Origin of the sequence: Pseudonocardia sp. (assembly GCF_050250275.1) — a bacterium.
Lineage (GTDB): Bacteria > Actinomycetota > Actinomycetes > Mycobacteriales > Pseudonocardiaceae > Pseudonocardia.
The window spans coordinates 46,223-66,692 of sequence record NZ_JBFWOY010000012.1; the positions used below are offsets into that span (position 1 = coordinate 46,223).

The window sequence follows — 20,470 nt, forward strand, 5'->3', positions numbered from 1 at the left end:
AGCATGCTGTCTAATTTGCGAGGGCGATCCGGCGGAGGGTGTCGACAACGGGGGCCGTGACCTCGATCCTTCCCCGCCGGAGGGTCTCCGTGCGCAGGGCCGCCGAGCGGTCGAAGGGGACCCGGACCGCCGCTCCGCCCGCGAGCGGACGGGTGGCGCGGACGGACTCGGTGAAGTCCGCCGCGCGGGCGCCGAAGTCCGCGGCGTCGCCGAGGGCGGCCGGGTCGACGATCATGGCCAAGAAGCCGCAGTCGGAGATGCCCTCGGGGGCCGCCGAGGCACCCGCGAGCATGCCGAGCAGGTGCACGACGAGCGCGAGCCCGGACCCCTTGTGGCCGCCCCACACGGCGAACGCCCCCCGCAGGGCGGCGGAGGGGTCCGTGGTCGGACGGCCCTCGGGGTCGTAGGCCCTTCCCTCGGGCAGCGGCTCGCCGAGCCTGCCCGCAAGGGTGACCTCGGCATGGGTGATGGACGAGGTGCCGATGTCCCAGATCACCGGACCGCCGGCCGTCGGGAAGCCGAACGCGATCGGGTTGGTGCTGAACCGTGCCTCGGTGCCGCCGTGCGGCGCGACGATGGCGGGCCCGCTGCCCGCGATCATGCCGACGAACCCGGCGTCGACGACGCGTTCGAGGTAGTAGGAGAACATCCCCGTGTACCAGGTCCGGCGGGCGCCGACGACGGCCATGCCCTGGGCCCGCGCCTTTTCCAGGCCGATCTCGATCGCCCGGGCCGCAACGAGGTAGCCGACCTGGTCCCCGCCGTCGAGCGCTGCCGACACTGGGGTCTCCCGATCGACCCTGATCGGCTTCGGCGGTTCGGTGGCCCGGAGCCGCTCGATGATCGACACCGCGCGGGCGAGACCGGCGTAGGACAGCCCGCGCAGCTCGCAGTCCAGCAGGTGGTCGGCGATGACCGTGGCTTCCGCGGAGGTGTACCCGCTGCCGCCCAGCGCGTCGGTCAGGACGCGGCGGGCGTCGTCCAGGGCGAGCGTGACCGTCGGTGCTGAGGTGATGGTCGAGCCGGGCATGTCGGGAACCTCCAGGTGTAAGGATGCTGTCTAAACTCGGGGCGTGGACACGGGCCAAGCGGACTACCTCACCGATGCAGTCACGCGACTGGAGCGTGCAGTGGCGAACATCGGGGCGATGCGCCTCAAGCCCTGGCGGATGACGCTGTCCGGGTACGCGGCCCTCAAGATTCTCGAGCGGCAGCCGAACCTGTCACTGGCGCAGTTGTCGCGCCGCTGCTTCGTCAAGCCTCAGACGATGACCAGGATCGTCTCCGAACTCGAGCGACGGGAATGGGTGGAGCGCAGCCCGCACCCGGAGAGCGAACGGGCGATGTCTCTGGCCCTCACCCCGGCGGGGCGCACCAGCCTCACCGAGATGGCCGCCGAGGTCGACAAGATCGAGTCGACGCTCGGCGGCATGCTCGAGCCCGGACAGTTCCCCGAGCTCGTCGCCACCCTGCGGCGCTGTGCCGTCGCGGTCGAGACCGAGATCAAGGATGCGCGCCGCGCCAGTCCGGACTGAGCCCTCAGGCCGGCTCGGGGGCCAGCCGCTCGGCGGTCCGCGGGGCCCGGGGCGCCAGGACGGAGGGCAGGGCGAGAGCGGTCAGGCCACTGAGCACCGCGGATCCGATGAGGACGAACGCGCCGGCCCGATTGTCCCCGGTCGTCTGGACCAGCCACTGGGTCACGTACAGGACGGTTCCGCCGAAGATCGCCACGGAGATGTTGAAGGCCAATGACACACCGATGCCGCGGGCCTGGACCGGGAACAGCTCGATGTAGGTGATCGGGGCGATGCCGCTGTAGAAGGACGGGGCGGCGGCCAGCAGCACCGCGAAGACGCCGAGCACCCACGGGTTCGTCGACGACACCAGCCCGGCCATCAGTGGGTACGTGGCGACGATGATCACTGCGGTCGCGATGAGCAGCGAGGGACGGCGTCCGATCCGGTCCGACACGCGGCCGCCTGCGAGTACGAGGCCGATCCCGACCGCCAGCGCGACACCGATCACGACGGTTGCCGTGACGAGGGAGAACTTCAGCTGGATGATCAGGTTCTGCACATAGGTGAACGCCAGGTAGAAACCCACGGCGTGGGTGGCTGCCACTCCGATCAGCAGCAGGCCGCGCCACAGCTTGCGGTCGACCGCGGGCAGGTCCTGCGCGACCTCCTGGACCCGCTCGAACTCCGGGGTCTCGCCCAGGCGGTTCCGCAGGTAGAGCCCGATCGCCCCCAGCGGGAGCGCCAGCAGGAACGGCACCCGCCAGCCCCATGCCTGCATGGCCTCCGCTCCGAGGGTCAGGCTCAGGGCCACCACGATGATCGCGCCGAGGAGCAGACCGGCAAGGCTGCCCATCTGGACCCGGCTTGCCATCTCGCCCTTGCGGTGCGCGGGTGCGAACTCGGCGGCGTAGATGATCGCGGTGCCGTACTCCCCGCCTGCGGCGAGACCCTGCCCCACGCGTAGCAGGACGAGGAGGATCGGCGCGGCCACCCCGATCGACGCGGCGGTGGGCAGCAGGCCGATCAGCGTGCTGACCACGGCCATGCCGACCAGAGTGATCACCAGCGTGGGTTTGCGGCCGATACGGTCGGCCAGCGAGCCGAGGAGCAGGGCGCCGACGGGGCGGATGAGGAACGCGGCGGCGAACACCGCGAACGTCGAGAGCAGGGCGGTCCCCGGCGTGGAGTCGGGGAAGAAGTTCTTCGCCAGCACGGTGGCCACCAGGCCGTACACCGCGTAGTCGTAGTTCTCGACGGTGTTGCCGATCGCGGCGGCCAAGGTTGTGCGGCGCACCGTACCTGCACGTACGGATTCCGCTTCGGACGGTGCCGACATGGCGACCTCTCCTTCGAGGCGATGACGCAGGCGGCGGGTGCGGCTGCGAGGTCGTCGGGACGCTAGCCGAGCAACGTTCCGAAATGCAAGCATGCTTGTGATGTGTTCGGTAGCTGAATTAGCCTTGCCTCGTGCCGTGTGGAAGGGGAACGACCCGATGACAGCAACCCCGTCGACGTCGACGAGCCCGGCGCCGGACGGCGAACTCGCTGAACGGCTCGCCGTCCGCGAGGTCCTCGAGCGCTACACCCACGCGATGGACCGTCGCGACGAGCCGCTGATGCGCACCTGTTTCACTCCCGACGCCGACCTCTCCTACTTCGGGGGCCTGCGCCGGTTCACCGGCCACGGGTTCGCCGACGTGTTGGTGTCCTCCCTCGAGCCCTTCGGTTTCATCGACCACAGCATCAGCAGCGTTCGGATCACGGTGGACGGTGACATCGCCACGGCGGACATGCATCTCTGCGCCACGATGGCGCTCAAGGACGAGTCGAAGGTCCTCGTCCGGTGGGTGCGGGTGACCGACGAGCTCGTCCGTGGCTCGTCCGGATGGAGGATCGCCAAGCGGCGCCATGTGCCGCAGTTGCAGTACGAGTCCCCGACGGCGGCGATCGACTTCCCGGGCGTCGGCGGGAAGGAGTCGGCCGCGTCATGACGCCGAGGTCGGGCCGGGCCGCCGGGCGCGCAGCGACGCCGGACCCGCCCGGCTTGCCCGGCCTGTGCGTGCCGATGCCTCGTACCCGTGACGGAGGTTGACCACGGGGTCGATGACGTACGGCCGGCTCATCCCCATGGCTGCCTCCCGCAGGGTGTCGACCACCAGTTCGCGAGCGGAACGGCTCGGGCAGCGGGAGCATCGTCGCGGGCCGGCGCGGTCACGGTGCTCCCCGGTACGGCGAGCGCCGGGGCCATCATCGGCGGCCACCACGCCGCCGATGATGCCGAACCGGCGGGGGACCGACGTGGCGAAACGGTCTCGCGGCCGGACAATGTCCCGGCCTAGCGCAGGCGACGAGGTCGGGTAGCTGTGCACTGCTGCCGGTCTCGACGACGACGGCGTACCGGGTGCTCAGGGTGACGACACCGCTGTCGGCGTCGGTTCGGTCACCGCACGTCGAGGCTGGTCCGGATTCAGACGTTGATCTGTCCGGGCCCGCCCTCGGTTCCGGTGATGCCGATCTTGCGTGGCTTCGCCTTCTCCGAGATCGGGATCCGCAGGGTGAGCACGCCGGCGTCGTAGCCGGCGTCGATCCGTTCGGTGTCGAGGGTGTCGCCGAGGAACAGCTGGCGGGAGAACACCCCCGACGGCCGCTCGGCCACCTGCATCTCCACGTGCTCGCCGGCCGCGGCTGGGCGCCGCTCGGCCTTCACCGTCAGCACGTTGCGCTCCACGTCGAGCTCGATCGCCTCCGGGTCGACCCCGGGCAGATCGAACGACACCACGAAATGATCACCGGCGCGGTAGGCGTCCATGGGCATCGCGGAGGGCCGGGACCAGGTCCCGGGGGCGTTGCCGAACACCTGCTGTGTCAGTCGGTCGAGGTCACGGAACGGGTCGGTGCGCATCAGCATCGCAGGCCACACTCCTCTCGTTGATCGACGACAGAGGCAAGCGATGCTCCGGAGTCACTCCTCGTGTCGACCTGAGTGCTCCAGATATCTGCCATCATAACTAGAGATTTCCTGTACCTCAAGACCGAACTTATGAGGAGTCTGTCGATGGAGCGCCGCTCGTCGGGGAGCGGTTCATGGCCGGCACACCCGGTCGCCGCCTCGATGCCCCGACGCGTCGGTCCGCCCCGGGCGGGTGATCGGGCGCTCCGCCAGCGATTCCCGCAGGACCGATCCGCTCATGGTGATACCGCTCGATCGGCTGATCCTGGTGCCCTGCACCGTTGTCCGCTCGCTACCCTGATCGGCCCAGTCTTCCGAGAGACGCAGGAAAGGTCTGCCCCGAACGTTGAACAGCTTCGCGATCCGTGTGGTCACCTCGCCCGACCTGACGCACACGACGGTGTGGGTCACCGCCACCGGAAGGATCGAGCCCAGAACGTGGATCGAGCTCGATGAGTGCGTAGGTGTGGCGACCGGGCTCGCGTGCTCCGAGCTCGTGATCGACCTGACGGCACTGGAACGGCTGCCGAGGGACGGCGCTGAGCTGCTTGCCGCACTCGCGGCGAAGGGTCCGCACCAGAGCCCGGCTCGCGTCGAGATCGTGTGCCGGCCGCAGAGCATGACCGACAGGGTGCTCGAATCCGTCGGGATCACCGTGCGCCACATGGCTGCCGCGACACCACACAGCGACCACGCCCGCCTCACGGGCGCCCTGCCGGCCACCGCATCGGCTCGCGCATCGAGGAGCCCTTCCCTGCGCGAGGGTCACGCCTCGTCGGTGGTCCCGCCTGCCGAGGATGCGCCGCTTCCGCAGAGCTCACGCCATCCGTCCACGGCACGACCACGACCCGGTGCCCGTCCACGCACGCGATCTGCCCCGGGGCGTCGGACCGGCGTTCCGCGCAGCTGACCCTGTTGCGCGCCGCCGAGCCCGGACCGCCACCGGACACCTCGACGTTCAGATGTTCGAGCCGTCCGGCGGGACGTCGGCCGGCGGCCGCGGCGACCCGCCAACACCGTCGACGTGGGCGCAGTCGAGGTCCAATGTGTAGGCGGTCATCGACAGGGAACCGTAGGCGTAGCCGTCGACGAGAACATCCAGGTTCGGTGCGTCCTGGACGCCGGCGAGCCCGGCGAAGTAGAGAGCCGGGATGAAGTGGTCAGGCGTCGGCACCGCAGATCCGAAATCGGGATGCGCGTCGAGCGTGGCGAACTCGGTCGGTTCGGCGAGCATGACGGCCCGGGAGTCCTCGCTGAAGCGGCGGGCCCATTCGTACCCGTCGTCGGCGAGGCCCCAGTCCATCGCCTGCAGGTTGTGCACCACGTTGCCGCTGCCCACGATCAACACCCCTCGCCGCCGCAGCGCTGCGATCTTCGCGCCGAGTTCGAGGTGATAGTCGAGCGGCTTGTCCGCGTTGATGCTGAGCTGCACGACTGGGATCGAGGCGTCCGGGAAGGCGTGCAGCAGCACCGACCACGTTCCGTGGTCGATTCCCCAGCTGTCGGTGTCGGCGCCGACCCAGGTCGGGTGTACGGCGTCGCTGATCTCGTCGGCGAGCTCGGGCAGGCCCGGGACCGGGTAGTCGACGGCGAACAACTCCGTCGGGAAGCCGTAGAAATCGTGGATGGTGCGAGGGCGGAGCATGGCGGTCACCGCGGTCGCATTGATGTACCAGTGGGCGCTGACGACCAGGATCGCGCGAGGGCGGGGCACTGCGGCGCCGAAGGCCCGCCACGCGCTGGTGTAGCGGTTGACCTCCAGTGCGTTCATGGGGTTCCCGTGACCGATGAACGCGGCGGGCATGAGTTCGGGTGTTCCGATCGCTCGTGACTCCGTCACTGTCCTGCCCTTCTGCGTCATCCGGCAGGAGGCGATGCTCCAGGAAATCCCAGGAACAGTCCAACGCTGCTACGCGCCGCCCCCGCTCGGATGCACACGATCGCCCGGGGCGCAGACACCGCCCGGCCCGCCCGCCGGCGGTGACGAGCCGCCGCGGCCCTACATGCATGCACCGGCGGCCTCGGTGGCGCCGAGTGCAGCGCTCCCCAGGTCATCGAGGAGCTCGTTTGCCGCCGAGGTCCGTGCGGTGCTGGTGGACGGTCCGCGCGGACTCGTCGGCATCTGCTCCGAACGCGATGTCGTCGCCGCGTCGGGGGGTGACGAGTGCGACCCACTGCCGTGGACCGCGTTCGAGGGCGTGCGGGTCGGTGCTGCGACGAGCGGCGTGCCGGCAGACCCTCTGGCCCGGTCCGGCCCGGACCGGCCTGGAGCAGGGCCGGGCCGGCGCCACGGGCTCGGTCAGCGGGCCCAGTGCTGGGTGCGGATCCACGGCAGGCGTGCCCACCAGGCGGCGAGGCCCCAGTGGTGTCCGGCGCCCGCCGCTGCGATCACGATCAGCGCCAGCGCGTAGATGACGTGGTAGTCGACGAGGGGGTTGGTCGATCCGCTCGGCGTGCCGGCGGCCGTGGTCTGTGCGAGGGGGAACTCGGCGAACCACATCAGCGCGAGCACGAGCGTGCCTGCGGCCGCGGCCGGCCGCAGTGCGACGCCGAGCATGACCGCTGCCCCGACCCCGAGCATGGTCAGCATGAACAGCCAGTCGGCCCACCACGTCCCGGCCCAGGCGTGGAACATCGTCTGCAGGGGGCCGACGTCGACGGCACCGAGGAACCCCTTGGTCGGCGATCCGCCGTGAATCCAGGCCTTCGCGGCGGGTGTGGCGTACCCCAGCCCGAAGGTCTTGTCGAGGAACGCCCAGAGGAAGACGAATCCGATACCGATCCGGAGGGCGGCGAGAGCCGCACCGGCGGCCCGGGGCCACTCGGTCGCGGTGGGTGCTGCCGGGTGGGGGGCGGGTGCGGCGGCGCTGTGATCGCCCTGGGTGACAACCATTGCTGAACCCCTTGCATCGGTACTCGTCTGCTCACTCGGACGGGAGGAGCATGTCCGGGGCACGCGCGTGACCGCTGCGGGTGAAGGACCCGGTCGGTGACGACCGAAGGCATCCGGTGCCGGGACCAAGGTCTGCTCACCATCGAGGCGATCGTCCCGCTGCCGCGGTCGCCGTCCTCAAGTGCCTCCGCTCGGCACGGTCCCGGGAAACCGGCTGGGCAGCTGATCACCGTCCGCGCCGACGGGTTCGTCTCAGCCGAGGTGCCGCCCGTGATCTCGTTCGCCGAGCAGGCGGTGCTCGCGCTCGACGTCGCGGACACGGCACGCGCGCCGCGGCGGCTCGACGTGCTCGCCGGCCGTGGCCGGATCGCGGCGGCGGAACGGTGGAACCAAGCCGCACCGGGGGGCCCGTCGAGGTGGGGCGCACGGTCCCTGCAAGCGAGGCCTTTCGGCCCGAGGGCACATCTGCGACCACTGCAAGACTCGACGCCGTGCCGATCCCGCAACCCGCCTCGGGCAGCTCTCCGGAGCTGCTCGAGCTCGGCCGCGCCGAGTGCCTGCGCCTGCTGGCAGGCGCGGCGATCGGCCGGGTCGTGTTCACCCAGGCGGCGATGCCCGCCGCGCACCCGGTGAACTTCCTGCTCGACGGCGAGGAGATCGTCTTCCGGACCGGCGCCGGCGGTGTCCTCCTCGCGGCGCTCAACGGCGTCGTCGTCGGTTTCCAGGCCGACGACGTCGACCCGGGGGCCGCCACCGGGTGGAGCGTGCTGGCCGTGGGTCAGGCCTACGAGATCACCGCCCCGCGTCGCCTCGACGGGCTGGAAGGACGACTGCCGACGCCGTGGGCGCCCGGCCGTACCGGGTACACCCTCTGTATCCCCGCCCAGCGGCTCACCGGACGTCTCCTCAGCCGGGGCTGCGCGGGAGAACGGCATCCGGCGGGCCGGAGGTAGCGACATCAGCCGCTCCGGGCCACAGGGCGGGCCCGGCCGGATCATTCCTACGGCCGGCGTCGAGGCCCCGTCGGGCGCGAGCACGGGCGGATGGTCCTGCCCCCGGGAACGGGCCTGCCGCGGTGCCCGTCAGGTCGGCCCGAGCTCGCCCGTCATCGACTGCGCGCGACGGGGGCCGGGTCGTGGCCGGCCCGGGGCAGCGCCTGCGCCGCACGGGCGTTCGTCGTCACGGCGGTGGCGCAGACGATGCCGGTCGGGTGCGGCCCATGACGTCGGGTCGCGGTGATCCGCGCGTACCGTTCGGCCCGCTTCCAGGTAGGTCAGGCGCCGGCACACCGAAGCGGTGTCGATGGCAGGGGCCGATGGGTCCTCGGTGAGCAACAGGGTCCGGCCCCGACGTCGCTGCTCGGCGAGGACAGCGGTGAGCGCCGCCCGGCCGGCGGGGTCGAGGAGGCGCCCCGGTTCGTCGAGGACCAGCAGTTCGGCCGGCGAGCTCAGGGCGGCGATCAACTCGATCTTCTGCCGGTTCTCCGCCGAGTCCGTGTGCCCCACGCGGTCCAGGGCCGGCGAGAACCGTTCGGTCAGCTCCACCCGTCGTGCCGTGTCGATGCCGCGCACGAACGACATCGTGTCCAGCAGCTCGGCGCCTGTCAGGTGGGACCACCGGAAGACCTGTTGCGGGACATAGGCCACCCGCCGTTGCAGCTCCACGGTGTGCCGTCGGGGGTCGGTGGCGAGCACCCGCGCCGACCCGCGGTCCGGGCGGAGCCGCCCCAGGAGCAACTGCAACGTGGTCGTCTTGCCTGCACCCGGGGTCCCGACGAGTCCGTGCGCCTCGCCGCGCGGGACCCGGAGGGTGAGGTGGTCGAGCGCCGTGACGGGGCCGAACCGCTTGACGACGTCCCGGAGGTTGACGGCGAGATCCAGTTCGTCGTCGAGGACCGGCATGGTCGGGCGACGCACGCTGCACATGTCCATGGACGGTAGGCAGCAGCGGCGACGCCCTCATGGGGCCGAAGGTCCCCCCGCTCGCCGCCGATGTCCCTGGATCGCCCGTCACCCCACGGGTCGCGACGCCGGCGGTGTGCAGGGCGGCGGTCCAGCTTGCGAACCGGTCCCGGCCGGTACGCAACCGGTCCGCGCCGGCTACGTCCGAGGGCATCGATCGGGTCCGCGGTCCGGCGTGGAGATCGACGCGGTCCCGACGCCGCCCGATGGACCGCGTGACCTTGCGCCCTTGGTGGACACGCCGGCCCCTCGGGGTCTCGACCTCGACCGGAGTCCGGAGTCCGGAGACCGGACGGTGTGTCGGTGTTCTCCAGGACCTCCGTCAGGCCGTCCCGGCTCCATGAGCTGGACCGTGTCGAATGCCTGCGCTCGCGGTGGCGGAAGGCTGCTGCCGCGGGCCGGTGGGCCCGCCGGGTGGAGCGCGAAGGGCCCGGCCGGACACGGTCCGGGTTCCCTGTGCCCCTTGGCGGTCACGGGCCAGGCTGGACGTGTCCCGAGGAGGTCGCATGGTCACCGTCACACGAACTCCGTCCAGCCGGCGACGCCACTGGGGTCTGGCTGGTCTCGAGGTGCTGGTCGCGCTGTCGGCGGTCTACGGCGGGGTCGGCCTGGTCGCGGCGAACGCGATCGGTATGCCCGACGACTGGCTGGTGGGCACCCCGTTCGGGTCGTGGGCGCTACCCGGGGCGATGTTGCTGATCGTGGTCGCGGCGCCGATGGCGGCGGCGGCGACGCTCGAGCTGCGGCGATCGGTGTGGGCTGCCGTCGGCTCCGTGGCTGCGGGCGCGGCGCAGGTCGGGTGGATAGCCGCCGAGCTGCTGATCATGCAGCGCTACAACGTCCTGCAGCCGGTGATGATGCTTCTCGGGCTGCTGGTCGTCCTCCTGGCGCTGGTGGTGCGCCGCCACGAACCGCTGTGGCCCACCCCGCGCTGACGGACCGCCGCCGACCTCCTGTCGACGTTCGCTCATCGGGCCGGGCCCGCGCGCGGCGGCGGACCACGACGCGCCGCCGGTAACCGGGTAGCGGACGGACACGGAGATCACGGTCGCGCGCCCCTGCCGCGGAGGTCGCGTGCGCGTCCTACCGTCGGCCGACCTCTTCCCAGCCGCGGCGTCGCGGCCGGGACGCGGGACCGGCGGCCCGGGAACGGTAGACGACGTACGGCCGGAACAGGTAGCCGACGGGGGCCGCGAAGGCGTGCACGAGGCGGGTGAACGGCCAGATCGCGAACAGGAGCATGCCGATCAGCGCATGGATGTGGAAGGCGAGGCCCGCCCCCGCCATGGCGCCGATGTCGGGTTGCAGGGTGAACAGCGACCGGAACCACGGCGAGACGCTGATCCGGTAGTCGTGTCCCTCCCCGCCCGATGCCCCGAGCAGTGTCGTGGCCAGTCCGGCGATCAGCGCAGCGACGAGCACCAGGTACATGAGCTTGTCGTTGCGGGTCGTGGCGGAGAAGACGGGGCCCGTCGTGCGTCGGCGGTAGACGAGGATGCCGACGCCCACGAGCGTGCAGGTGCCCGCCACGGCGCCGAGGACCAGGGCCTGGACGTGGTACGCCTGCTGGGACAGCCCGACGGCCTCGGTCCAGCGCTTCGGGATCACCAACCCGATGACGTGCCCGATGATCACGACCAGCAACCCGAAGTGGAACAGCGGGCTCCCGATCCGCAGCAGTCGGGACTCGTGCAGCTCGGAGGAACGGGTGGTCCAGCCGAACTTGTCGTAGCGGTAGCGCCACACCGTGCCCAGGACGAGAACCGCGACGGTCACGTAGGGCAGTACGCCCCACAGCAGGATGTCCCAGGCGTTCATCACCGGCCTCCGGTGGGGACCGGAGCGAACGGGGCGAGCTCGATCCCGACCTGTTCGCGTGGGGGTCCGGTACGGGCGAGCTTCTTCGCGGCCGCGACGTCGGCGGGGGATGGGCCGGGCAGCAGCGAGCAGACCGCCTCGACCGGACCGCGGTAGGGGGTTCCGGCGTCGATCAGCGCGAGGCGGAGCAGCTCCAGGCCTGCGCGTTGCTCCTGCAGCAGGGCGAGGCCGTCGGCGATGTCGACGGTGGCGGCGTATTCGAGGACGAGCGGCAGATGGTCGGGTAGCTCGTCACCGAGGACGTCGACCCCTGCGGCACGGTAGCGGGCCTTGAGCGCCGCGAGTGATGCGCCGCGCCGCCGGGTCTCACCGTCGCTCCACCAGGTGAGGTAGAGACAGCAACGCCGCCGTTGGTCGAACGTGGCCACGTAGTGCTGGGCCAGCGCGAGCGGGCCGGTCGCGGCGGCGTGGTCGAGGAACGACGTCAACCGCTCCCGCGTCAGCCCGACGTCGAGCACCTCGACGGCCCGCCGGACCGACGAGAACTCCGCCCGGAGTGTCTCGTCGGGATACTGGAGGCACACCGAGGCCGCCTGGAGCGCGATCCGGGTCGCCACCACATCCGTCGGCCGATCGGTCATCACTGCTCCTCGGGGGTGGACCGGCCGGGACCGGGGACGCGGGGCGGTTCGTCGCGCCCCTCACGTGCGGGGAAGAGACCGGCGGGTCGCCCCTTGCCGTCCCAGTTGAGCAGGTTGATCCGCGCGCCAGGCGTTCCCGGGTCGGCGAGGTTCTCGCTGGTCTGTCGTTCGCGCAGTGCGTGGAACGTCTCGACCGAGATCGGCACGGGGCGGCCGGAGGCCTCGCCGAACGGGCCACTGCCCCCCATGCCGGGACCACCGTCGACGTCGAGGCTGCACCCCAGCTCCTCGAGCTGGTGGGCCTCGCCCTCGTAGGCGGTGGGGATGACGTAGCGCTCGTCGTACTTGGCCAGCGCCAGCAGGCGGTACATCTCCATGATCTGCTCGATGTCCATGCCGACCGATGCGGGCACCGACTCGTCGAGCTCGCGGCCCAGGCTGACGTCGCGCATGAACGAGCGCATCGCAGCGAGCGTGCGCAGGACCCGGGTCACGGGTCGGGTGTCGCCCGCGGTGAACAGCTCGGCGAGGTACTCGACCGGGATGCGCAGCGCGTCGATGGCGCCGAACAGGTTGGGGGCCGACTCGCCGTCGTGCCCGGTCTCGGCGAGGCGGTCGACGACAGGGGACAGCGGCGGGATGTACCAGACCATGGGCATCGTCCTGAACTCCGGATGCAGCGGGAGCGCCACCCGGTAGTCCTTCGCGAGCCGGTACACCGGTGATCGGCGCGCGTGCTCGAGCCAGTCCTCGGCGATGCCGTCGCGGCGGGCGGCGGTGGCGACCTCGGGGTCGTTCGGATCGAGCAGGAGGTCGAGCTGGGCCTCGTACAGGTCGTGCTCGTCCTCGACGGATGCGGCGGCGGTGACCTTGTCGGCGTCGTAGAGGACGAGTCCGAGGTAGCGGAGCCGGCCGACGCAGGTCTCGCTGCACACCGTCGGCAACCCGACCTCGACGCGGGGGTAGCAGAAGGTGCACTTCTCGGCCTTGCCGGTGCGGTGGTTGAAGTAGACCTTCTTGTAGGGACACCCGGTGACGCACATCCGCCACCCGCGGCACTGGTCCTGGTCGACGAGCACGATGCCGTCCTCGGCGCGCTTGTACATCGCCCCCGACGGGCAGGACGCCACGCACGACGGGTTGAGGCAGTGTTCGCAGATCCGCGGCAGGTAGAACATGAACGCGCGCTCGTAGTCGAACCGGACCTTCTCCTCGGACTCGCTGCGCAGGCGTTGCACGATCGGGTCGAGCTGCCCGTGCTCCGGGGCCCCGCCGAGGTCGTCGTCCCAGTTCGCGCTCCACTCCACCGCGAGGGGCCTGCCCGACAGCAGCGACTTCGGCTGTGCGACAGGGAAGTCGTCGCCCAGCGGCGCGTCGGTGAGGGTCTCGTAGTCGTAGGTCCAGGGCTCGTAGTAGTCGCGGATGTCGGGCAGCACCGGGTTGGCGAAGATGGTGAGCAGCTTGCGGAGGCGCCCGCCCGCCTTGAGCTGCAGCCGCCCACGGCGGTTGCGCACCCAGCCGCCCCGCCACCGCTCCTGGTCCTGGTAGCGGCGGGGGTAGCCCTGGCCGGGTCGGGTCTCGACGTTGTTGAACCACACGTACTCGACACCGCTGCGGTTGGTCCAGGCCTGTTTGCAGGTCACCGAACAGGTGTGGCAGCCGATGCACTTGTCGAGGTTCATGACCATGCCCATCTGGGCCATCACACGCATCGTCAGTACTCCACCTTCTGGCTGGCGCGGCGGCGGATGACCGTGACCTCGTCGCGCTGGTTGCCGGTCGGGCCGAGATAGTTGAAGGCGAACGACAGCTGAGCGTAGCCGCCGATGAGATGGGTGGGTTTGACCAGGATGCGGGTGAGCGAGTTGTGGATGCCGCCGCGGCGGCCGGTGGCTTCGGACTTCGGGACGTTCACGACGCGTTCCTGGGCGTGGTAGACGAACACGGTGCCGGCCGGCATGCGGTGGCTGACCACGGCGCGCAGCACCATCACACCGTTGCGGTTCACGGCCTCGACCCAGTCGTTGTCCCGCACACCGATCGCAGCCGCGTCCCGGTCGCTCATCCACACCACAGGTCCGCCGCGGGAGAGCGAGAGCATGAACAGGTTGTCCTGGTACTCGGAATGGATCGACCACTTCGAGTGCGGCGTGAGGTACCGGACGGTCACCGACGCGCCGTCCGCGGCGACCTCACCGGGCCGGTTCTCGCCGAACAGCCGAGACATGTCCAGCGGCACGCGGTAGATGGGCAGCGTCTCGCCCATCTCGTGCATCCAGTCGTGGTCGAGCAGGAAATGCATCCGCCCGGTCAGGGTGTGCCAGGGCTTGGACCGCTCGACATTGACCGTGAACGGCGCGTACCGCCGCCCGCTGGTCTCGCTACCGGACCATTCCGGGCTGGTGATCACCGGGACGGGGCGGGCCTGGGTGTCGGCGAAGGTGATCCGCTTCTCCTCGCTGCCCTCGGCGAGGTCGGCGAGCGGTGTGCCGGTCCGGTGTTCGAGCTCCCGGAATCCCTGGACCGCGAGGCGGCCGTTGGTCGTGGCGGACAGGGCGAGGATGGCCTCGGCCATCTTGGCGTCGGTGTCGATGGCAGGCCTGCCGTCGGCGACGCCGCCGAGCATCACCCCGTTCGCCGCTGCGAGGTGAGCGACCTCCTCGTCGGGGCGGTACGTGACTGCCTTGGTCGTGACGCCGAGACGGTCGACGAGTGGCCCGAGTGCGGCCATCTTCGCCGCCACGGCGGGGTAGTCGCGTTCGACGACGACGAAGTTCGGCATCGTGCGGCCGGGCACCGGGTCGCACTCCCCGGCGCGCCAGTCGAGCACGCGGCCGCCCGGCTGTGCCGTCTCACCCGGGGTGTCGTGCTGCAGGGGTACGGCCACGACGTCCCGGCGGACCCCGAGGTGGGTCCGGGCCAGCTCGGAGAACCTGCGGGCGATGGTGTGGAAGGCGTCGAAGTCGGTTCGGGACTGGAAGGGTGGGTCGATCGCCGGGGTGAACGCGTGCACGAAGGGATGCATGTCGGTGGTGTTGAGGTCGTGCTTCTCATACCAGGTGGCGGCGGGCAGCACGACGTCGGAGAGCAGGGTGGAGCTGGTCATCCGGAAGTCCAACGAGAGCAGCAGATCGAGCTTGCCCTCGGGCGGGTCGTCCCCCCGCCAGACGACATCGCGGGGGCGCCGCTGCGGACCGGTCTGCTCGGCGGCGAGGTTGTTGTGCGTGCCCAGCAGATGCTTGAGGAAGTACTCGTCGCCCTTGGCCGAGGACCCGAGCAGGTTGGCCCTCCACAGGGTGAGGCATCGCGGCCAGTTCTCCGGGGCGTCCGGGTCCTCGATCGCGAACCGCAGTGTCCCGTCCTGCAGCCGCCTCACCACATGGTCGGCGACGTTCTCGTCCCCGACGTCGTCGGCGAGGTCGAGCGGGTTGCGGTCGAACTGGGGGTAGGAGGGCATCCAGCCCAGGCGGGCCGAGAGGGCGACCGTGTCCATCGTGTGCAGGCCGGACAGCTTTCCGTCGGCGAGTGGTGACGTGAGCGCATCGGCTCGGTATCCGTCGTAGCGCCACTGGTCGGTGTGGGTGTACCAGTAAGCCGTACCGATCATCTGGCGCGGCGGGCGCTGCCAGTCGGTGGCCATCGCCATCGTGGCCCACCCGGTGACGGGCCGGCACTTCTCCTGCCCGACGTAGTGAGCCCACCCGCCGCCGTTGCGACCCATCGACCCGGTGAGCATGAGCAGGGCCAGCACGGCGCGGTAGGTGGCGTCGCCGTGGAACCACTGACAGATGCCGGCCCCCATGATGATCATGGTTCGGCCGCCGGACTCCTCCGCGTTCCCTGCCATCTCGCGGGCGATCCGGACGACCTGTTGCGCCGGAACGGAGGTGATCGCCTCCTGCCAGGCCGGGGTGTACGGCTCGTCCGCGTCGTCGTAGCCGGTCGGCCACACGCCCGGCAGCCCCTCGCGGGCGACGCCGTACTGGGCCAGCATCAGGTCGAACACCGTGGTGACGAGACGCCCGGCGATCCGGCGGGTCGGTACGCCACGGCGAAGGACCGCGCCGGTTCCGTCGAGGTTGTCGAACCGTGGCAGGAGGACCTCGGCGGCCTGACCGTCGAGAAGGGTGAGCTGCGGGGCGACGTCGTCGAGGCGGAGGTTCCAGCGGCCGACGCCCGAATCGGTGTAGCGGAAGCCCAGCGAACCGTTGGGGACCACGGGGTCGCCCGTGCGGCCGTCGATCAGCACCGTCTTCCAGGCCGCGCCCTCGCCGGTGTCGCCGAGGTCGGCAGCGGTGAGGAACTTGCCCGGGACGTATGCCCCGTCCCGCTCCTGCAGCGTCACCAGGAACGGCAGGTCGGTGAAGCGCTGGACGTAGTCGACGAAGAACGGCACCCGCCGGTCGACGAAGAACTCCTTGAGCATCACGTGGCCCATGGCCATCGCCAGCGCCCCGTCGGTACCCGGCTGAGCCGGCAGCCAGGTGTCGGCGAACTTCGTGTTGTCCGCGTAGTCGGGGGAGACCACCACGACCTTCTGCCCCTTGTAACGGGCCTCCGCCATCCAGTGCGCGTCCGGTGTACGGGTCACCGGCACGTTGGATCCCCACATCAGCAGGTAGGTGGCGTTCCACCAGTCACCGGACTCCGGGACGTCGGTCTGGTCGCCGAACACCTGCGGGGACGCGACCGGAAGGTCGGCGTACCAGTCGTAGAACGAGGTCATCGCCCCACCGACGAGTTCGATGAACCGAGAGCCGGCAGCGTGCGACACCATCGACATCGCCGGGATCGGCGAGAACCCGGCGATCCGGTCGGGCCCGTGGGCAAGGATCGTGTGGACGTGAGCGGCGGCGACGATCTCCGCCGCCTCGTCCCACGAAACCCGTACGTGACCGCCCTTGCCGCGGGCCGACTGGTAGCGACGGCGCTTCTCGGGGTCGCCGGTCACCTCGGCCCACGCCGCGACCGGGTCGCCGAGCCTTCCCTTGGCCTCGCGGTACATCTCGACGAGCACCCCGCGCGCGTACGGGTACCGCACCCGGGTGGGGGAGTAGGTGTACCAGGAGAACGCCGCACCGCGGGGACAACCGCGGGGCTCGTACTCCGGTGAGTCCGGGCCGACCGACGGGTAGTCGGTCTGCTGGGTCTCCCAGGTGATGATCCCGTCCTTGACGTAGACCTTCCACGAGCACGACCCGGTGCAGTTCACCCCGTGCGTCGACCGGACGACCTTGTCGTGGCTCCACCGGTCCCGGTAGAACACGTCACCCTCGCGGCCGCCCTCCCGGTAGACCGCACGCAGGTCCTTCGACGTGGTGGAACGGGTGAAGAACCGACCCGCGCGCAGCAGCGCGTCCGCAGCCGGGCCGTCGGTCCCGCCGCCGACCTCCGGGCCGTCACCGACGTCGAGTGTCATGCAGGCCTCCGGGTATCGGTGCTCACGCACATGACCCTGTCAGCATCCGACCCGGTGCAGGACCGGTCGATGGTCCCGACCGGAGGGAACCATCGACTCTCCCGCAGCGGATGTCGGCCCCGGACCCTCGACAGGTGGAACGCCCCGCGTTCGGACGAGGTCGGGCCGTCCGGGCCGGCGGGACAGGAGGAGGGGCCATGGCCGACGCAGCCGCACGAGCACGGAACCGCCAGGGCGCCGCGACGCGTGGTCCGGGCAGGCCGGCAGTCATGCTGACCGTCGCGACGGTCGGCTTCGCCGCGACGTTCTGGGCCTGGGCGTTGCTGTCCCCGCTCGGTGCGACGCTGCGCGAGCAACTGCAGCTGAGCTCGTTCCAGCAGTCGCTGCTGGTCGCCGTGCCGGTCGTCGTCGGTTCGCTCGGACGGATTCCCGTCGGGGCACTGGCCGACCGGCTCGGCGCGCGACGGATGTTCCCCGCCGTCGCGCTGCTCACCGTCCTCCCCGTGCTCTACCTCGGCCATGTCGCGCACTCGCTGGCCGGGTACCTCGTCGGCAGGTTCTTCCTGGGCCTCGGCGGCACGACCTTCGCCATCGGGGTCCCGTTCGTCAACTCGTGGTTCCCGCCCGCCCGGCGGGGCCTCGCGCTCGGTGTGTTCGGCGCCGGGATGGGCGGCACCGCCATCTCCGCGTTCACGACGGTGCAGCTCGCGAAGACCTTCGGACCGAGTTTCCCGTTCGACGTCGTCGCCGTCGTGCTGGTCGTCTTCGCGGTACTCGCGTGGGTCGTGCTGCGCGATCGTCAGGACCGTGCCATCGCACCCGGCACGATGTGGACCCGGCTGCGGGCGACCCTCCGGCTCCCGGCGACGCTGCAGCTGTCGTTCCTCTACGCCGTCGCGTTCGGCGGCTTCGTCGCGTTCAGTGTCTACCTGCCGACCTACCTGGTCAGCGCGTACCAGCTCGACACGACCGACGCCGCCCTGCGCACCGCAGGCTTCGTCGTGCTCGCTGTCGCGATGCGGCCGGTCGGAGGCTGGCTGTCCGATCGGTTCGACCCGATCCCGGTGCTGCTCAGCGCGTTCGGTGCCACGACTCTGCTGGCGGTCGTCGCGGGAGCCCACCTGCCGCTGCTGCCGGCGGAGACCATCGCGTTCCTGGGCATGGCGGCTGCGCTGGGCGCGGCTACCGGGGCGGTGTTCGCTCTCGTCGCCCGGATGGTCCCGGCCGAACGAGTCGGCCTGGTGACCGGTGTGGTGGGTGCGGCAGGAGGACTCGGTGGGTTCTTCCCCCCGCTGGTGATGGGGCTGGTCCATGGCCTCACCAGCAGCTATCTGGTCGGGTTCGTCCTGCTCGCAGCCACGTCCGCCACGGCGGCCGCAGCCACGGCCACGGCCGTCAGGCGTCGGGCGTCGGTCGGAGCCCGAGCGGCGCAGCCATGACCGGCCGAGACGCCGCGCAGATCACCGCGGGAGCAGACGCGTTCGTGGGGTGCGCCGACGCCGTGTCCGGGTCGGTCGAGCACTCGCGGAACAGTCCGGCCGGCTACCGGGCCGGGTCGTCATGACCGCCGACGCGAAGCCCCGCCCGGGCGACGTCGTCGCCGCGGTGGCCCGCTCCGTCGCGAGAACCGCCCGCCTCCTCCTGCAGGGGCGGCTGACCGCACCGAGGACGCTGGCGGGGACGGTGCTGCGGGACGCCGACGGCGGCGGGTCGACCGTGTTCCGGGAGACTCGTGCCGCAGGACGCGGAACCGACACGGTTCTGCTCGTCGTCGCGTTCCGCCTGCGCTGGGTGGGGAGCAGCCGGTGGGCCCACGCAGTGTTCCGGACATCCTGTGTCGTCAACACCCCGCTGTTCGCGGGGTTTCCGGGATTCGTGAGCAAGCTCTGGCTCACCGACCGGTCCAGCGGGGTCTACCGGGGGCTGTACGAGTGGGCCGGAGCATCAGCGGCGGACGCGTACGCACAGCGGCTCGGGCAGGTCCTGCGGCTGGTCACGGTGCCGGGCTCGGTCTCGTACGCAGTTCTGGAGGGGGTCGGTCGCGCAGATGTCGTCGCTGGTCGTGTCCGCCTGCCCGGCCTGGGCGCACCCCCGAGCCCCAGGGGCGGCGCCGCGCCGCGCCCGCACGCGTGAGCCCTTCGTCGGCTCGTGACAAATGACCGCGTCGGGTGGGCCACGTCTTCGACCCCAGCCTCGTCCGGCCTGCCGCGCCCACAGCGACGCGATGTCGCCCGGACGGTCTGCCACGACCCCACGCGGAGATCGACGACAGGGGACCTTCGTCCCGGGCCGAACCTGCCGAGGCCCCTGGAACAGCGTGTTCATCGTGGCGAGGCTGGGACGTAGCGCGACACACGCGTCGTCATGGAGGCCGAGATGTCCGACAAGCACCGACCCCGCCCCGTCGTCGTCGGAGTCGACGAGTCAGCCTCGTCACGGGTTGCCCTGCACTGGGCGGCCGAGCTCGCGGCAGCCACGGGCACCCCGCTGGTGCTGCTGCACGCCCAGCTGCACGGCTCCGCCCGACTGGCTTCGGCGCCACACCCGCCCTACCTGCGTGAACTGCTCACCGACGCCGAGCGGTGCGGCGTCTCGCGCGCCTCGGTGGAGATCGTCCAGGGCAACACGGTGGACCTGCTGCGCAGCCGGGCCCGTCATGCCCGCCTGCTCGTCGTCGGCAGCTACGGCGACGGGGCATGGTCGGGCACGCTCGTCGGGCACGTCGCTCTCGGACTGGCGGGCCGGGTGGGGTGCCCGGTCGCCGTCGTACGTGGGTCGACCCCGGGCATGCCGCCGGCCCGCGGCGGTCCGGTGGTCGCTGCGGTGGAGGACGTCAGGACCGGACCGGAGGTCCTCGACACGGCGCTGTTCCTCGCCCAGGCGTGGGGGGCGCCGGTCCTCGTCGCGCACTGTGCCGCCGGTCGGGAGACCTGCGGCGAGGTGTCACCGGAGGAGGAGTCCGCGGCGCGCCGTCTCGTCGAATGGGGCATGCGCTGGGTGACGGACCAGGGCACCGGCGTCTCGGTGGCGGGCAAGGTGATCGAGGGCGAGGCCGCGCATCTGGTGGGCCTCGCCGCGTCGGCCCGGGTGCTGGTGGTCGGCCACCACGAACAGCCGGCGTCGGCCCGGTCGACGATGCGTCAGATGATCGAGTTCGCGCCGTGCCCGGTCGTGGCCGTTCCGCCGCTGCCCGACCGATACGTCTCGGCCGTCCCCGAGCGGGCTCCCGCGGACGCCGCGGTGGTTCCGCCCCCGGGGTGAGCACCGCCCG

The 20,470-nt window shown here is 71.1% G+C and carries 18 protein-coding genes; 8 read left to right on the top strand and 10 right to left on the bottom strand.

Annotated features, from left to right (window positions below; translation table 11 throughout):
- Positions 1–10 precede the first annotated feature (10 nt).
- Positions 11–1,030: an Ldh family oxidoreductase gene (locus AB7F12_RS12970; protein ID WP_428499473.1), complete on the bottom strand. Its 1,020-nt coding sequence runs from the start codon at positions 1,028–1,030 to the stop codon at positions 11–13.
- Between the two features lie 43 nt (positions 1,031–1,073).
- On the opposite strand from AB7F12_RS12970, the gene AB7F12_RS12975 reads away from it, so the two are divergent.
- On the top strand, positions 1,074–1,535 hold the full coding sequence (locus AB7F12_RS12975) for a MarR family winged helix-turn-helix transcriptional regulator (RefSeq protein ID WP_428499474.1): 462 nt from the start codon (positions 1,074–1,076) through the stop codon (positions 1,533–1,535).
- A gap of 4 nt (positions 1,536–1,539) precedes the next feature.
- On the opposite strand, the gene AB7F12_RS12980 is transcribed toward AB7F12_RS12975, so the two are convergent.
- A complete protein-coding gene (locus AB7F12_RS12980; protein ID WP_428517026.1) occupies positions 1,540–2,811 on the bottom strand; it encodes an MFS transporter in 1,272 nt (423 codons plus the stop codon).
- 199 nt (positions 2,812–3,010) lie between these two features.
- On the opposite strand from AB7F12_RS12980, the gene AB7F12_RS12985 reads away from it, so the two are divergent.
- Entirely contained in the window at positions 3,011–3,508 is a 498-nt protein-coding gene (locus tag AB7F12_RS12985; protein WP_428499476.1) for a nuclear transport factor 2 family protein, read from the top strand.
- A 476-nt stretch (positions 3,509–3,984) separates the two neighbouring features.
- Here the strand turns inward: AB7F12_RS12985 and AB7F12_RS12990 are convergent, their stop codons facing one another.
- Positions 3,985–4,425 carry an Hsp20/alpha crystallin family protein gene (locus tag AB7F12_RS12990; RefSeq protein WP_428499477.1) on the bottom strand — a complete coding sequence of 147 codons (441 nt, stop codon included), beginning with the start codon at positions 4,423–4,425 and terminating at the stop codon, positions 3,985–3,987.
- Positions 4,426–4,813: 388 nt separating this feature from the next.
- Between AB7F12_RS12990 and AB7F12_RS12995 the strand changes: the two genes are divergently transcribed.
- On the top strand, positions 4,814–5,377 hold the full coding sequence (locus AB7F12_RS12995) for a hypothetical protein (protein WP_428517024.1): 564 nt from the start codon (positions 4,814–4,816) through the stop codon (positions 5,375–5,377).
- 48 nt (positions 5,378–5,425) lie between these two features.
- On the opposite strand, the gene ygiD is transcribed toward AB7F12_RS12995, so the two are convergent.
- Together ygiD and AB7F12_RS13005 are read right to left on the bottom strand one after the other, a co-directional pair.
- A complete protein-coding gene (ygiD, locus tag AB7F12_RS13000; protein WP_428499796.1) occupies positions 5,426–6,328 on the bottom strand; it encodes a 4,5-DOPA dioxygenase extradiol in 903 nt (300 codons plus the stop codon).
- Between the two features lie 438 nt (positions 6,329–6,766).
- Positions 6,767–7,360: a hypothetical protein gene (locus tag AB7F12_RS13005; protein ID WP_428499797.1), complete on the bottom strand. Its 594-nt coding sequence runs from the start codon at positions 7,358–7,360 to the stop codon at positions 6,767–6,769.
- 491 nt (positions 7,361–7,851) lie between these two features.
- On the opposite strand from AB7F12_RS13005, the gene AB7F12_RS13010 reads away from it, so the two are divergent.
- Positions 7,852–8,313, top strand: coding sequence for a pyridoxamine 5'-phosphate oxidase family protein (locus tag AB7F12_RS13010; protein ID WP_428499798.1), 462 nt, complete (start codon positions 7,852–7,854; stop codon positions 8,311–8,313).
- Positions 8,314–8,442: 129 nt separating this feature from the next.
- On the opposite strand, the gene AB7F12_RS13015 is transcribed toward AB7F12_RS13010, so the two are convergent.
- Complete coding sequence (locus AB7F12_RS13015) at positions 8,443–9,285, bottom strand: ATP-binding cassette domain-containing protein (protein ID WP_428499799.1); 843 nt, start codon at positions 9,283–9,285, stop codon at positions 8,443–8,445.
- Between the two features lie 542 nt (positions 9,286–9,827).
- Here AB7F12_RS13015 and AB7F12_RS13020 point away from each other — a divergent pair.
- Positions 9,828–10,256: a hypothetical protein gene (locus AB7F12_RS13020; protein WP_428499800.1), complete on the top strand. Its 429-nt coding sequence runs from the start codon at positions 9,828–9,830 to the stop codon at positions 10,254–10,256.
- 148 nt (positions 10,257–10,404) lie between these two features.
- Here AB7F12_RS13020 and narI read toward each other — a convergent pair whose 3' ends face one another.
- Genes narI through AB7F12_RS13040 form a run of 4 tightly spaced genes read right to left on the bottom strand, consistent with a single transcriptional unit; the run spans position 10,405 to position 17,199 of the window.
- The gene (gene narI / locus AB7F12_RS13025) at positions 10,405–11,139 is read right to left on the bottom strand and encodes a respiratory nitrate reductase subunit gamma (protein ID WP_428499801.1); all 735 of its coding nucleotides are present in this window, start codon (positions 11,137–11,139) and stop codon (positions 10,405–10,407) included.
- Positions 11,139–11,780, bottom strand: a complete 642-nt coding sequence (narJ, locus tag AB7F12_RS13030) for a nitrate reductase molybdenum cofactor assembly chaperone (protein WP_428499802.1) — start codon at positions 11,778–11,780, stop codon at positions 11,139–11,141. Before narJ ends, narI begins: the two co-directional genes overlap by 1 nt.
- Positions 11,780–13,492, bottom strand: a complete 1,713-nt coding sequence (gene narH, locus AB7F12_RS13035; RefSeq protein WP_428499803.1) for a nitrate reductase subunit beta — start codon at positions 13,490–13,492, stop codon at positions 11,780–11,782. The genes narJ and narH overlap by 1 nt, the downstream gene beginning before the upstream one ends.
- 2 nt (positions 13,493–13,494) lie before the next feature.
- Positions 13,495–17,199: a nitrate reductase subunit alpha gene (locus tag AB7F12_RS13040; RefSeq protein WP_428499804.1), complete on the bottom strand. Its 3,705-nt coding sequence runs from the start codon at positions 17,197–17,199 to the stop codon at positions 13,495–13,497.
- A gap of 197 nt (positions 17,200–17,396) precedes the next feature.
- Between AB7F12_RS13040 and AB7F12_RS13045 the strand changes: the two genes are divergently transcribed.
- The 3 genes from AB7F12_RS13045 to AB7F12_RS13055 all read left to right on the top strand — a co-directional run bounded on the left by AB7F12_RS13045 (position 17,397) and on the right by AB7F12_RS13055 (position 20,460).
- A complete protein-coding gene (locus tag AB7F12_RS13045) occupies positions 17,397–18,638 on the top strand; it encodes an MFS transporter (protein ID WP_428499805.1) in 1,242 nt (413 codons plus the stop codon).
- Positions 18,639–18,759: 121 nt separating this feature from the next.
- The gene (locus AB7F12_RS13050) at positions 18,760–19,332 is read left to right on the top strand and encodes a hypothetical protein (RefSeq protein WP_428499806.1); all 573 of its coding nucleotides are present in this window, start codon (positions 18,760–18,762) and stop codon (positions 19,330–19,332) included.
- Between the two features lie 243 nt (positions 19,333–19,575).
- A complete protein-coding gene (locus tag AB7F12_RS13055; protein ID WP_428499807.1) occupies positions 19,576–20,460 on the top strand; it encodes a universal stress protein in 885 nt (294 codons plus the stop codon).
- Positions 20,461–20,470 lie beyond the last annotated feature (10 nt).

Coding starts and splice junctions, on each gene's coding strand:
- AB7F12_RS12970 (WP_428499473.1), bottom strand. CDS start 1,030: ATGCCCGGCTCGACCATCACCTCAGCACCGACGGTCACGCTCGCCCTG.
- AB7F12_RS12985 (WP_428499476.1), top strand. CDS start 3,011: ATGACAGCAACCCCGTCGACGTCGACGAGCCCGGCGCCGGACGGCGAA.
- AB7F12_RS12990 (WP_428499477.1), bottom strand. CDS start 4,425: ATGCTGATGCGCACCGACCCGTTCCGTGACCTCGACCGACTGACACAG.
- ygiD (WP_428499796.1), bottom strand. CDS start 6,328: ATGACGCAGAAGGGCAGGACAGTGACGGAGTCACGAGCGATCGGAACA.
- AB7F12_RS13005 (WP_428499797.1), bottom strand. CDS start 7,360: ATGGTTGTCACCCAGGGCGATCACAGCGCCGCCGCACCCGCCCCCCAC.
- AB7F12_RS13015 (WP_428499799.1), bottom strand. CDS start 9,285: ATGTGCAGCGTGCGTCGCCCGACCATGCCGGTCCTCGACGACGAACTG.
- AB7F12_RS13020 (WP_428499800.1), top strand. CDS start 9,828: ATGGTCACCGTCACACGAACTCCGTCCAGCCGGCGACGCCACTGGGGT.
- narI (WP_428499801.1), bottom strand. CDS start 11,139: ATGAACGCCTGGGACATCCTGCTGTGGGGCGTACTGCCCTACGTGACC.
- narJ (WP_428499802.1), bottom strand. CDS start 11,780: ATGACCGATCGGCCGACGGATGTGGTGGCGACCCGGATCGCGCTCCAG.
- narH (WP_428499803.1), bottom strand. CDS start 13,492: ATGCGTGTGATGGCCCAGATGGGCATGGTCATGAACCTCGACAAGTGC.
- AB7F12_RS13040 (WP_428499804.1), bottom strand. CDS start 17,199: ATGACACTCGACGTCGGTGACGGCCCGGAGGTCGGCGGCGGGACCGAC.
- AB7F12_RS13045 (WP_428499805.1), top strand. CDS start 17,397: ATGGCCGACGCAGCCGCACGAGCACGGAACCGCCAGGGCGCCGCGACG.
- AB7F12_RS13050 (WP_428499806.1), top strand. CDS start 18,760: ATGACCGCCGACGCGAAGCCCCGCCCGGGCGACGTCGTCGCCGCGGTG.
- AB7F12_RS13055 (WP_428499807.1), top strand. CDS start 19,576: ATGTCCGACAAGCACCGACCCCGCCCCGTCGTCGTCGGAGTCGACGAG.